The following is a 13,612-nucleotide window of genomic DNA, read 5'->3' as shown; positions in this document are numbered from 1 at the left end:
AAAGATCAACAGCCCCTAATGCGATTAACAGTAGCAATAAATGACAGTGACACTGCGCTTATAAACTCTCACCTAAATGAATTTTAAAGCCGGTATCAATAATTTCCTGCGCAATGGCGATGCCGTTTAGGCGGTCGATGATTTCTTGGGCGGCAATTTTGCCGATTTCAAAGCGAGGGGTAATGATTGAGGCGAGCTGTGGCGTCATCGCTTGCCCGACGTTGTGACCGTGAAAACCGGCGATGGCGATGCGTTGTGAGATCGGAATACCTTGTCGTTGGCACTCGAACACCGCACCGATTGCCAAGTCGTCATTGGTGCATAAAATACCGTCAGTATTTGGGCGCTGAGCGATAATTTGCCGCAACTGCTGTGCGCCTAAACTGAAGGATGATGCTTGTTCGGTCAGCAGCTTATAGGGCTGCAATTGGTGTTGTAGCATCGCTTTTTCATAACCCTCAATCTTTTGCAGAGTACGCTGATCCATCCGTGCGGCAAAATAGACAATATTTTTGCGCCCTTGCTGAATCATAGCTTCGGTCATCTGCTGTGATGCCAAGCGATTATCAAAGCCGACGGCTTGTGCCACTGGCTTGCTGTGCTTCAGATCCATGATTTCAATAATCGGAATATTGGCGACTTGCAGCATTTTCAGTGCCTGTTTGCTGTGCACGTTTTCTGACAGAATCAGAGCATCAACATTATACGAGAGTAGCGAACGAATCCGTTGCTCTTCAATTTCCGGCGAGTAACCAAAATGTGCCAGCATTGTTTGGTAGCCCGACAGCTCGGTCACTGATTCAATGCCTTTGATCACATCGGCAAACACCTGGTTGGTCAGCGATGGCACTAACACACCGATGGCATGACTTTTGGCGCTCGACATAATGCGTGAGGCAACATTGGGAATATAGCCGAACTGTTCGATTGCAGCTGCGATTTTTTCTCGCGTGGCAGGTGCGACGGTTTTAGGATCGCGCAGATAGCGGCTCACGGTCATTTTGGTGATGCCGAGATGGTTGGCGATGTCTTGCAGAACCGGTCGTTTATGTTGCATAGCTTTCCATATGGCTGACCGCACTTTGCTGATTGAGCAGTAGCAAAGTGCGTTGCAGGTTTACACTTTAAAGCAGGCGACCAAATGCTGTGGTTCGCCGAGTAATAACGGCTTATCCAACGTGCAGTGGCTGTCGGCAATCGGGCAGCGGGTGCGGAACACGCAGCCGGACGGCGGATTAATCGGCGAAGGCAAGTCGCCTTCCAACAGCTGAATCTGCTTATTGCGTTCCAGCTTCGGATCGGGAATCGGCACCGCAGACATCAATGCTTTGGTATAAGGGTGTTTGGTGTGTTGGAAAACCGAACGATAGTCACCCAGCTCCACCGCATTGCCCAAATACATCACCAACACGCGATCGGAAATATGCTTGATCACCGACAGATCGTGGGCGATAAAAATCAGAGAAAGCCCCATCTCTTGCTGCAACGATTTCAGCAGATTGACGACCTGTGCTTGGATTGAAACGTCCAATGCCGACACGGGTTCGTCACAGATGATCAGTTTTGGTTCGATAATCAGGGCACGGGCAATACCAATCCGCTGGCATTGCCCGCCGGAAAATTCGTGCGGATAGCGATTGATCAGATTTGGCAACAACCCGACCTTCGCCATCATATTCTGCACCCGTAGCTTAATTTCTTGGCGCTTCAAGTGCGGTTGATAAACCTTTAACGGCTCGGCAATAATATCGCCGATGGTCATACGCGGGTCAAGCGATGCCAACGGATCCTGAAAAATCATCTGAATATCGTTGCGCAATGCTTTCCATTGTTTGCTGTTTTGACTGCTTAAATCTTTCCCCAGCCATAGCATTTTGCCGCCGGCGGATTTCACCAAGCCGATAATAGCACGAGCCAAGGTGGACTTGCCACAACCGGATTCGCCGACCACGCCCAGTGTTTCGCCCTGATAGAGTTTGAACGACACCTGATTCACGGCTTTCAGCGTTTGTGCTTTGCTGAAAAGCGCACTTTTGTCTTTTTTAATTTTGAAGTGCACGCTTAAATTATCCACTTCGAGCAATAAATTGTTGTTATTTTTACGTTGCATCGGTTACTCCTACGACATTTCCGCAATCGGAATAAAACAAGCCCGCAGGCGATTGCCGTCAAAGCGGCGTAATGGTGGTGCCTGCACACATTGTGCAGTAGCATGCCGACAGCGTGGCTGAAACGGGCAGCCTTGCGGCAGATTCAATAGATTTGGCGGATTGCCGGGAATCGTAATCAAGGTATTCGACTCTTCATTGAGTTTGGGCACGGCATTGATCAACCCGATGGAGTACGGATGGGTTGGTTGGTAGAAAATTTGTTCGGCAGAACCATATTCCATGGTGCGTCCGGCATACATCACCAACACATTGTCACAAATTCCGGCAACCACCCCAAATCGTGAGTGATCATGATAATTGCGGTGTTGAACTCCTGTTTCAGATCGTTCAGCAGTGACATAATTTGTGCCTGCACAGTTACATCAAGTGCGGTGGTCGGTTCATCGGCAATCAACAGTTTTGGACGGCACAACAGCGCCATCGCGATCATCACCCGTTGCCGCATGCCGCCGGAAAATTCGTGTGGATACATCTCCATGCGTTTTTTGGCTTCCGGCATTTTCACCGCGTCCAACATCGCCAGCGATTCAAGATAAGCTGTTTTGCGATCAAGCCCTTTATGCAGCATCAGCACTTCCATCAACTGCTCTTTGACTTTCATATAAGGATTGAGTGAGGTCATCGGATCTTGGAAAATCATCGCAATCTGCTCGGCACGCAGCCGATTCAGCGCTTTTTTCGGCAGATTCAGAATCTCTTCGCCGTTGAATTTGGCAGAACCTTCAACTCGCCCGTTGTCAGCCAGCAGCCCCATTAACGCAAAAGCCGTTTGTGACTTGCCGGAGCCGGATTCGCCGACAATCCCCAGCGTTTGCCCGGCTTGCAGCGCAAAGGTTAAATTGTTGACCGCAGTGACATCGCCGTCATGGGTTTTGAAAATGACACGCAGATCGTTGACATCAAGTAATAAATTGGGTTTTGTCATCATCTTTCCTTAACGATCTTTCGGGTCGAGGGCATCACGTAGACCATCGCCGATAAAATTAAAACAGAACAAGGTTGTTACCAAAAATAGTGCCGGAAAAACCAGTAGCCACGGCATATATTCCATCGAACGTGCGCCGTCGTTGAGCAAGCCGCCCCAACTACTCAGCGGTTCTTGCGTGCCTAAGCCCAAAAAGCTGAGGAAAGATTCAAATAAAATCATGCCGGGCACCAACAGTGAAGCATACACCACCACCACGCCCAACACATTGGGCACGATGTGGCGCCAGATAATCTGACGGGTCGGCACGCCACAGACAATGGCCGCCTCGACAAATTCTTTGCGTTTCAAGCTTAAGGTTTGCCCACGCACGATCCGCGCCATGTCCAGCCACGACACCATGCCGATGGCAACGAAGATCAACAGAATATTCTGCCCGAAAAAGGTGACCAGCAGGATCACAAAGAACATAAACGGAAAAGAGTTAAGAATTTCTAAAATCCGCATCATCACCGCATCGGTTTTGCCGCCGACATAGCCCGATGTAGCGCCGTACAGTGTGCCGACCAACACCGCGATCAACGCCCCGGCAACGCCGACCAGAAGTGAAATTCGTCCGCCGATGGCAACCCGTACCAATAAATCACGCCCAGAAGAGTCTGTGCCAAAATAGTGCATACTTTCAATATCCGGTGGCGCGGACATCATATTCCAATCAGTTTCGTCAAACGGAAATGGCATTAGCATCGGCGCAAAAATCACAAATAAGGTGATCAGCGACAAAATAAACAGGCTGACTAATGCAGCTCGATTATGGAAGAAACGGCGTTTGGCGTCTTGCCATAAGCTACGCCCTTCCACTTCTTGTTGTTGTGCCAAATTATTGGCGAGTTTTTCGACCATTTCGGTGTTTTGTTGTTTAATTAACATAGTACAGCGTTCCCTTAATAGCGAATTTTCGGATCGATTACGGCATATAAAATATCCACAACCGCATTAAAGGTGATGGTCAAGGCACCAACCAGAATGGTCAGGCTGAGCACCAAGGAGTAGTCACGATTCAGCGCACCGTTGACAAACAGTTGCCCGATGCCCGGCAAGCCGAAGATGCTTTCGATCACCATTGAACCGGTGATGATTCCGACAAATGCCGGCCCCATATAGGAGATCACCGGCAGCAGCGCCGGACGCAGTGCATGCTTAAGAATAATCCGATGTGGCGGCAAGCCTTTGGCTTTAGCGGTGCGGATAAAATTAGAGTGCAACACTTCAATCATCGAGCCGCGCGTGATCCGCGCAATGCTGGCAATGTAAGAGAGTGAAAGTGCGGTCATCGGCATCAGCATATTGATCAGCATACCGCCGTTCCAGCCGCCGCCCGGCAGCCATTTCAGGGTGATGGAAAAGATCAGCACCAACAGCGGCGCCACCACGAAACTGGGGATCACCACCCCGGTCATGGCAAAGGTCATTATCAGGTAATCGATCCATTTGTTTTGCCTAATGGCGGCAATAGTGCCGGCAGTGATGCCCAATGTCAGGGCAATCAAAAAAGCGGAAAAGCCCAGTTTCAACGAAACCGGAAATGCCTGTGCCACCAATTGATTGACGGTGAAGTCTTTATATTTGAACGAGGGGCCAAAATCGCCGTGCGCTAAATTTTTTAGATAGATAAAATATTGGGTGTGAATAGGCTCGTTCAAATGGTATTTGGCTTCAATATTCGCCATCACTTCTGGCGGATAATTTTTTTCACTGGAAAACGGGCTGCCCGGTGCCAGCCGCATCATAAAGAAAGAGAGCGTGATCAACACAAATAGTGTCGGAATCGCCTGTAAAATTCGGCGAAAAATTAATGTCAGCATAATGAATAATCTAAAATTTCGTTAGGTAAAAAGTGCGGTAGGCATTTTACCGCACTTTTGCTATGTCATCTAATCGTATAATCTGAATAGCACCGCTCAAGAGTTGGCTTAGCGGTGCAAATGATTAATGTTTGATCAGATAAATGTCTTTGAAATAATAGTTTGATGCAGGATGTTTAGCTGCAAAACCTTTCACATAAGATTTGATCAAGCGTGGTTGTACATATTGGTAAACCGGTACGCTAGGAACATCTTGAATAAAGAGTTGTTCAGCTTTAGCATAGGCTTCTTGACGTTGTTCTTCACTGTCAGAGGTTTGAGCTTGTTTGACTGCTGCATCATAGTCCGCACTCTTATAGAATGCAGTATTATTACTACTGTTAGACAAGAAGTAATTCAAGAAAGTAGTCGCTTCGTTATAGTCTGCGCACCAACCGGCACGGGCAACATCATAAGCGCCGTTGTGGCGTGAATCTAAATAGGTTTTCCACTCTTGGTTTTCCATTTTTACATTCACCGCGCCGCCTAAATTCTGCTTCCAGATCGAGGAGGCAGCAATTGCTATTTTTTTGTGATTTTCAGAAGTGTTATATAAAATATTAAAATCTAATGGTTTTTGTTTAGTGAAGCCTGCTTCGGCTAATAGTTTTACTGCCTCTTCATTACGTTTAGCCTGCGGCCATTCAATCCATTCAGGATTTGTGAGTTTTTCTGCTCCATTAATGTAAGGAGGAGTGAAATGATACGCTGGAGATTGCCCCTGATTGAGAACTTTATCGGTGATGATATTACGATCCAATGCCAGACTCAGTGCTTGGCGAACACGCACATCATTAAATGGCGCTTTTGCGGTATTGATTTCATATACATAAGTACACAAAATTGGTGCAACAACCAGTTCGTTAGGCAGATCTTGTTTTAATTTGGCGAAAATTTCTGGTGGGATTTCTTTACCGCCAATATCAATTTCACCGGCACGGTAGCGATTGACTGCGGTATTGGCAGATTCGATTGGTAGCATTATGACTTTTTCCAATACCGTATTGGCATTATCCCAATAGTGTGGATTGCGAGACAGTTCAATTTTTTCATTAACGATTTGGCGATCGAGCTTGAAAGCCCCGTTACCGACTAAGTTCCCGTCTTTTGTCCAATCATCGCCGAATTTTTCAACAGTAGCTTTATGGACAGGATACATTACATAATGTTCAACTAGTTTATCAATATAAGGGATAGGTGCGTTTAAAGTTAGTTGTAAAGTATGGGCATCGAGTGCTTTAACACCTAATTCATTCGCTGCTTTTTTACCCGCGATAACATCAGCAGCATTTTCAAGTGCGGAGTATTCTAAATAAGTTGCATAAGGTGAAGCCGTTTTTGGATCAGCCAAACGTTGCCAAGCATACACAAAATCTTCTGCGGTCACCGGTTCGCCGTTTGACCATTTTGCATCGTCACGCAGATGGAAAGTCCAAGTTTTGAAATCGTCAGAGTGATCCCAAGATTTAGCAACGCCCGGTAAAATACGACCAGTTTCATCAGAAGTAACGAGCCCTTCGTAGAGTTGACGGGCAAGTTGTCCTTCTGGTTCACCTTCCATCTTTTGTGGATCCAGTGTTGCGACGTTGGCGCCATTGTTATAAACCAATTCTTGTTTTGCGGCCAATTCGGTTCCGGCAGGTACATTGGCAGCAAAAGCAGAGCTACCCGCCAGCAAAGCAACAGCAAGTGCGGTATGAAGTTGAGAGAGTTTGAATGTCATAGTCACGTACTCCTTATAGATGTTGTGTTTTGAATTTCTATTTCAAAAATTTGAATAGAAATTCATTCTTCCACAAAATTTTAGTTTGTAAATAAGCAGAATGTAAAATTACGAGAATTATCACGTTAAATAAACGTTAAAGCGGAAAGTTTGTTTTTTATTTAAACAAAATCGGGGATTCAACTAAAAAAATACCGCACTTTACCCCCGTTTTGATTAAGATAGAGTACAATGTTCCGCATTACAGCAGAGAATAAGCAGAGGAGAAATAGAGGATGAATGAGACAATTGATGCCACCGAGCAAGATTTCAACCGTGTCGTCACAGAGGTGATTCGTCTGACCCAATACAGCCACGGCGCTGGCTGCGGCTGTAAAATTTCGCCAAAAGTGTTGGATCAGATTTTGCATACCGAAATGGAAAAATTTCTCGATCCGCACTTGCTGGTCGGCAATGAGAGCCGAGATGATGCAGCGGTGTATGATATCGGCAACGACATCGGTATTATCAGCACCACCGATTTTTTTATGCCAATTGTGGATGATGCTTTTACTTTTGGGCGCATTGCTGCTACCAATGCCATCAGCGATATCTATGCGATGGGCGGCAAACCGATTATGGCGATTGCAATTTTGGGTTTTCCGATCAGCAAACTGCCACCGGACGTAGCAAGACGCATTGTTGATGGCGGCCGCACGGCTTGCCAAGAAGCCGGGATTTCACTGGCGGGTGGGCATTCGATCGATGCGCCGGAGCCGATTTTCGGCTTGGCGGTCACCGGCATTGTCAACACTAAACGGCTGAAGCGCAATAATCAAGCGCAAGCCGATTGTGAACTGTATTTAACCAAACCGCTGGGAATCGGCATTCTAACCACTGCTGAGAAGAAAGGCAAATTAAAGCCTGAACACGAGCAGTTGGCGGCAGAAGTGATGTGCCAATTGAACCGTATTGGGGCTGAATTTTCCGAAATTGACGGCATTACCGCCATGACCGATGTCACCGGTTTTGGGCTGTTAGGGCATTTGTCGGAAATTTGTCAAGGTTCGAATTTGGCAGCCGAAGTGGAATTTGACAAGGTGCGCTTACTGGACGGTGTGGCGTACTATATTGAAAAAGGCTGTATTCCGGGTGGTAACAAACGCAATTTTGACAGTTATGGTCATCTGGTGGCGCCAATGAGCGAGTTGCAACAAGCGGTGCTGTGCGATCCGCAAACTTCCGGCGGCTTGCTGATTGCGGTGAAACCACAAGCGGTTGCACAAGTGCAGGCATTGGCAGCGGAAAATGGGGTAGAGCTGTTTAAAATCGGGCAGTTGCGCCAGCGAGAAAGCGCCACCGCACCACTGATTCAAGTGATTTAAATCGGATTTTGCCAAAGGCGATCCAAAGTGCGGTGATGTACAACGCAGGTCAATAAATCACTAATTAATCAATAATAAAAAATATACAAGAGGAGTTTTTATGTCTGCTGTAACAACCTCTGCAATAACCAATGCGCAGAGTGGAATTTTGCCGGAACACTGCCGTTCCGGATTGTTTTTGGAACTGACTATCACGGATTTGGCAAAGGTCAAACAAGGCTGTGCCAGCTTTTTAACCCAACTGGAAGCCTTGCAGCAAAATTATCCCGACGCTAAATTGGGCGCGGTGATCGCATTTGGTGATCCGATCTGGAAACAACTTGCCGAACCGCAAAGTGCGGTCGCGCTGAAACCATTTGTTACCTTAGGCAAAGGCAACTTGAGTGCTCCGGCGACACAACGGGATATGCTGATTCACATTCAATCGCTACGAGTGGATGTCAGTTTTTCTGCCGGACAAATGGCAATGGCAGTGTTTGGTGAGGCGGTGCAGGTGGAAGAAGAGACGCATGGTTTCCGCTGGATAGAAGAACGTGATCTGACCGGTTTTATCGACGGCACTGAGAATCCGCAAGGCGCAGAGGCACGTGCGCAAGTGGCGCTGGTGGCTGACGGCATCGACCAAGGTGGCAGCTATGTATTGACCCAGCGCTATGAACACCAGCTAGATAAATGGCAAAAATTATCGGTTTCCAAACAAGAAAGTGTGTTTGGCAGAACCAAAGTGGAAAGTGAAGAACTGGAAGATGTGCCGGAAACTTCTCATGTCGGACGAGTCGATTTGAAAGAAAACGGTGTCGGTTTGAAATTGGTGCGCCAAAGCCTGCCATACGGCAAAGTCAGCGGTGCGCAAGGACTATATTTCATCAGCTATTGCGCCTGCTTGCACAATATTGAACAGCAGTTGTTAAGTATGTTCGGTGAACTGGACAACAAAACTGACCGCATGCTCGGCTTCACCCAAGCAGTCAGCGGCAGCTATTACTACGCCCCATCATTTTCACAATTGCAGACATTGTCAGCATAATTTATGCTTATCTGATGTGGTAAAGTGCGGTTTAAAAGTGCGGTTTAATTGATAAACCGCACTTTGCTCAGATTATTGACAAAGATATTTGATGAGGAAACGTAGGGGCGGATTATATATCTGCCCGTTTACGAAGTGCGGAGTAAGTACTTAATAAATAAAGGAAAAATGCAAAGTTCGGTTCGGGTGGATATATAATCCGCCCGAACTTTTACAATATTAATCGTGGATTTTAACCTTTGTCAGCAGTCTAGGAAAAGTGCGGTTTAAGTGACAAACCGCACTTTGTTATCTTCTGTTTTCTATTTTATGTCCAACGCCGGAAAAGCTTTAACCACTTCATCCACTGCCTTGACACGGATTAAGAAATCTTCCAGCAGATTCAGCGGCAATGCACTTGGGCCATCACATTTGGCTTGATCCGGATTCGGGTGCGATTCCAGAAACAGCCCGGCTAAGCCGGTTGCCATGCCTGCCAATGCCAAATCCAATACCTGGTTACGACGTCCACCGGAAGCTGCCGCGCCTGCTTCACGCTGTTGCAGCGAGTGAGTGACATCAAAAATTACCGGCATACCACCACTGATTTTTTTCATAATCCCGAAACCGAGCATATCCACAACCAAATTGTCATAACCAAAATTAACCCCACGTTCACATAAAATTAATTTATCGTTACCGGCTTCTTTAAATTTCTCGACAATATTGCCCATTTGATGAGGGCTTAAAAATTGTGGTTTTTTGATATTAATCACACGCCCGGTTTTCGCCATCGCCTCAACCAAATCGGTTTGACGTGCCAAAAACGCAGGCAATTGAATCACATCCACCACTTCCGCCACGGGCGCAGCCTGCCAAGGTTCATGTACATCGGTGATCACCGGCACACCAAACTCTTTTTTCATCTGGGCAAAAATTTTCATCCCTTCTTCCAACCCGACACCACGATAAGAATGAATCGAAGAGCGGTTTGCCTTATCGAAAGACGCTTTAAACACAAACGGAATATTGAGGTTGGACGTTACTGTGACATACTGTTCACAGGCTTTTAGTGTAGAATCAAGATCTTCAAGGACGTTGATGCCACCGAAAAGGGTGAAGGGGGAGGTGTTGGATACAGCGAAATTATCGAATTTTATCTTCATGGTGTCACTTACTTTTATTTATAAATTTGCTTTTAATAAATCTTCAACAGTATCTATGTCAATAGATCGATCTTCCGGCATGAGGTATGTTCCAATAGGCTCAATAAAAAATCGATGATGCTGGATTAAATCTTCAATTCGGTTTACATAGATTGCACCGTTATGTTTGACAACTCTGGGAAGAGATTGCCGCGGATATTCTAAATATTTAGCATTAGAAATAGGAGTATAACTAACTCCGTCCCATATTAACATTTTATATGGATGCTCTTCCATTTCTTTAACAGATACTACACACCCTAATCCTCTCTGGGTTATCTTATGTGTTTTTACTGCTGCCATAATATCTTCTGATGTTCTGAAAGGACTTGTAGGCTGCAACATGACGGATAAACCAGAAGTAATGTTTTTTGAACTAAAAACATGAAGCAGCGAATCAATAGATTTTGCACGATCAGTTGCAAGATGTTCTGGGCGTATAATAACTTCAGCCCCATATTTTTCTGCTTCTTTTGCAATACTTGTGCCATCAGTTGAAACGATAATTTGATTAAAATAGCTGCATTGCTGAGCTGAGATAATAGCTCGACCTATGAGGCTGATGCCTTTAACGAGCTGCAGATTTTTGTTCGGGATTCCTTTAGAGCCGGCTCTAGCTAAGATTATTGCTATTTTTTGCATAAGAAATGCTCCATTACACTACACTGAATTTAGTTGACTGATTTTAGTTAATTATAGGGTAGTCGTACATTATATAGCAAATTAATTCTACTATTGAGTTGGATTAGATGGGCATCATTGTAATTGAGCTGATAGTATTATAAGCTAAAAATATCTCTGTATTTAGCACTGATTATGAGTATACTATCTATTTACTTCAGATGGAGATTTATCTGACAAAGGGTGATAACGTTAATATAGAGGCAATAAAATGCGTGAACAGCTAATTATTATTGGGGCAGGTGGGTTTGCTAAGTCAGTCCTAGACTCGCTGGATTTAAACAGATATGATGTAGTTGGATTTGTCGATTCGTTTAAAGAAGTTGGAAGTACTTACCTTGGTTATACAATTTTAGAGAATAATGTTGAGCTATTAGAAAATAAAGAGAATTATAAATATTTCATAGCAATAGGCAATAATCGCTATCGCTATGATAAATATCAAACACTCAAAAAATATGGATTAGAAATGATAACTGTGGTTGATAATACCGCATTCGTATCTCGTATGGCTGAAATTGGAGAAGGGGTTTACATCGGTAAATTAGCAATTATCAATAGCTGCTCTATTATTGGTGATAATACTATTGTAAATACTAAAGCTTTGGTAGAGCATGGGAATTGTATTGGTAATCATTGTAATATTTCAACCAATGTCACTTTAAATGGAGATGTAAAGGTTGGTGATTTCAGCTTTATTGGCAGTAGTTGTGTAACAAATGGGCAAATAACTATTGGCAGTAATGTATTAATTGGCTCTGGCTCAGTTCTGATCAGAAATGTGCCTGATAATGTCGTTGTTGCAGGGGTTCCTGCGAAATATTTGAGAGATAATCATGAGTAAAGTTTATATTGTTGCTGAAATTGGGTGTAACCACAATGGAGATACACAGCGAGCAAAGTTGATGGTTGATGTTGCCAAGGAATGTGGTGTTGATGCGGTTAAATTCCAAACATTTAAAGCAGATCGCCTGATTTCTAGATTTGCGCCGAAAGCGGAATATCAGAAAAAAGTCACAGATGCAGATGAAAGTCAGCTCGATATGACTAAAAAATTAGAATTGAGCTATGAAGATTATGTAGCGTTGGAAATATATGCTACTTCTTTAGGATTAGATGTATTTTCAACGGCATTTGACATGGAGTCAATTGATTTTCTTGCTTCTAGAAAACAAAAAATATGGAAAATTCCATCAGGAGAGCTGACAAACCTTCCTTATTTAGAAAAAATAGCCAAACTTCCAGTTGAAGATAAAAAAATAGTCATTTCAACAGGAATGGGCGAGCTTGCTGAAATTCGAACCGCATTGGATATACTGACTCGCGGTGGAATGAAACCAAGTGCAATTACAGTCTTACATTGTAACACTGAGTATCCAACGCCATTAAAAGACGTCAATTTAAAGTCAATCCTCGGATTACAGAAAGAATTCCCAGAATTTGAAATTGGATTCTCAGATCATTCAGAAGGTTATTTTGTTGGGGTTGCCGCAGTTACATATGGTATTAATTTTATTGAAAAACATTTTACACTGGATAAAAACCTACCAGGGCCAGATCATAAAGCTTCAGTAACACCGGAAGAACTGACACAGTTATGTCGGGGAATTAGGATCGTAGAGCAATCCTTGGGCAGTCAAGAGAAGCTGGTAACAGATTCGGAAAGAAAAAATAAAATTGTCGCACGAAAATCTATTGTTGCCGATAAAGCAATTAAGAAAGGTGAAATTTTTACTGAGCAAAATCTGACAACAAAACGCCCAGGGAATGGCATTAGTCCACTGCACTGGTATTCACTGCTTGGCAAAGAAGCACAAAGTGACTTTCAAGAAGATGAACTTATTACTGATACACGATTTGATAATCAAGAAACGAACTAAATATGAAACGGATTGCTATTATTCCGGCTCGCTCCGGCTCTAAGGGATTACCTAATAAAAATGTATTACTTTTAGAAGGCAAACCCTTAATGGCGTATACAATCGAAGCTGCAATTGAATCAAAAGAGTTTGATAAAATTGTGGTTTCAACTGATTCAGAAGAATATCGGGATTTAATTTCAAATTATCCTATTGATGTCATTATTCGTGATAAATCAATTTCGGGTGATTCCTCTAGCTCTTTCGTTGTTATAAAAGATGCTTTAGAACGATATTCAGCAGAAGAATTTGATTGTTTTGTATTATTACAGCCTACATCTCCTTTACGAAATGCTCAGCATATAAACCAAGCAATAAAATTATTTGAAGATCAAATTGATCATTTTGATTTTCTGGTTTCTGTGGTTGAATCGGAAAAATCCTCGATATTAATAAGACCTATAGCTAATGATGGTAGCCTATCACATTTTGATACGGATTTTGCCAATTATACTAGACAGCAATATCGTGAATATTCACCGAATGGCGCTATATTCATAGCAAAACCTGATTGTTATCTAATTAAAAAGCATTTCTTTGGCGATAAATCTTTAGCTTATATTATGGATAAAAAAAGCTCATTAGACATTGATAATAGAGATGATTTTGAGTATTTATATTTTCTTTTGACATTAAAAAATAAAAGAAAAAACCTTGATCTTGCTATTCAGAAAAGAATAAATGAAAAATGCGTGAGTTTTTCTGCTCTTAAAG

General features: G+C 43.7%; 12 protein-coding genes and 1 pseudogene. 5 read left to right on the top strand and 8 right to left on the bottom strand.

The window, feature by feature from the left end; all coding sequences use genetic code 11:
• Positions 1-58: 58 nt before the first annotated feature.
• The 6 genes and pseudogenes from FHQ30_RS08635 to FHQ30_RS08610 form a co-directional block, all read right to left on the bottom strand.
• Positions 59-1,057, bottom strand: a complete 999-nt coding sequence (locus FHQ30_RS08635; RefSeq protein WP_139610506.1) for a substrate-binding domain-containing protein — start codon at positions 1,055-1,057, stop codon at positions 59-61.
• Positions 1,058-1,117: 60 nt separating this feature from the next.
• A complete protein-coding gene (oppF, locus tag FHQ30_RS08630) occupies positions 1,118-2,110 on the bottom strand; it encodes a murein tripeptide/oligopeptide ABC transporter ATP binding protein OppF (RefSeq protein ID WP_139610507.1) in 993 nt (330 codons plus the stop codon).
• Between the two features lie 9 nt (positions 2,111-2,119).
• A pseudogene (gene oppD / locus FHQ30_RS08625) lies at positions 2,120-3,096 on the bottom strand (oligopeptide ABC transporter ATP-binding protein OppD).
• 9 nt (positions 3,097-3,105) lie between these two features.
• Complete coding sequence (gene oppC, locus FHQ30_RS08620; protein ID WP_139610508.1) at positions 3,106-4,026, bottom strand: oligopeptide ABC transporter permease OppC; 921 nt, start codon at positions 4,024-4,026, stop codon at positions 3,106-3,108.
• Positions 4,027-4,040: 14 nt separating this feature from the next.
• Positions 4,041-4,961: an oligopeptide ABC transporter permease OppB gene (gene oppB / locus FHQ30_RS08615; protein WP_139610509.1), complete on the bottom strand. Its 921-nt coding sequence runs from the start codon at positions 4,959-4,961 to the stop codon at positions 4,041-4,043.
• 124 nt (positions 4,962-5,085) lie between these two features.
• Positions 5,086-6,729, bottom strand: coding sequence for an ABC transporter substrate-binding protein (locus tag FHQ30_RS08610; RefSeq protein WP_176552596.1), 1,644 nt, complete (start codon positions 6,727-6,729; stop codon positions 5,086-5,088).
• A 269-nt stretch (positions 6,730-6,998) separates the two neighbouring features.
• On the opposite strand from FHQ30_RS08610, the gene selD reads away from it, so the two are divergent.
• Together selD and FHQ30_RS08600 are read left to right on the top strand one after the other, a co-directional pair.
• Positions 6,999-8,087: a selenide, water dikinase SelD gene (gene selD, locus FHQ30_RS08605; RefSeq protein WP_139610511.1), complete on the top strand. Its 1,089-nt coding sequence runs from the start codon at positions 6,999-7,001 to the stop codon at positions 8,085-8,087.
• 100 nt (positions 8,088-8,187) lie between these two features.
• Positions 8,188-9,114 carry a Dyp-type peroxidase gene (locus FHQ30_RS08600; protein ID WP_139610512.1) on the top strand — a complete coding sequence of 309 codons (927 nt, stop codon included), beginning with the start codon at positions 8,188-8,190 and terminating at the stop codon, positions 9,112-9,114.
• Positions 9,115-9,416: 302 nt separating this feature from the next.
• Here FHQ30_RS08600 and kdsA read toward each other — a convergent pair whose 3' ends face one another.
• Together kdsA and FHQ30_RS08590 are read right to left on the bottom strand one after the other, a co-directional pair.
• Positions 9,417-10,259, bottom strand: coding sequence for a 3-deoxy-8-phosphooctulonate synthase (kdsA, locus tag FHQ30_RS08595; RefSeq protein WP_139612161.1), 843 nt, complete (start codon positions 10,257-10,259; stop codon positions 9,417-9,419).
• An 18-nt stretch (positions 10,260-10,277) separates the two neighbouring features.
• Positions 10,278-10,940 (bottom strand): acylneuraminate cytidylyltransferase family protein, encoded by a 663-nt coding sequence (locus FHQ30_RS08590; RefSeq protein WP_139612162.1) that lies wholly within the window; start codon positions 10,938-10,940, stop codon positions 10,278-10,280.
• 250 nt (positions 10,941-11,190) lie between these two features.
• On the opposite strand from FHQ30_RS08590, the gene FHQ30_RS08585 reads away from it, so the two are divergent.
• The 3 genes from FHQ30_RS08585 to FHQ30_RS08575 all read left to right on the top strand — a co-directional run.
• Entirely contained in the window at positions 11,191-11,823 is a 633-nt protein-coding gene (locus tag FHQ30_RS08585; RefSeq protein ID WP_139612163.1) for an acetyltransferase, read from the top strand.
• Positions 11,816-12,859: an N-acetylneuraminate synthase gene (gene neuB / locus FHQ30_RS08580; RefSeq protein ID WP_139612164.1), complete on the top strand. Its 1,044-nt coding sequence runs from the start codon at positions 11,816-11,818 to the stop codon at positions 12,857-12,859. The genes FHQ30_RS08585 and neuB overlap by 8 nt, the downstream gene beginning before the upstream one ends.
• Before the next feature lie 2 nt (positions 12,860-12,861).
• Positions 12,862-13,612 (top strand): acylneuraminate cytidylyltransferase family protein (locus FHQ30_RS08575; protein ID WP_139625163.1); only part of this gene is annotated, 751 nt, incomplete at its 3' end.

It is taken from the genome of Testudinibacter sp. 'clade 2', assembly GCF_006227735.1.
GTDB lineage: Bacteria > Pseudomonadota > Gammaproteobacteria > Enterobacterales > Pasteurellaceae > Chelonobacter.
This window is presented reverse-complemented; position numbering and strand designations above follow the sequence as displayed.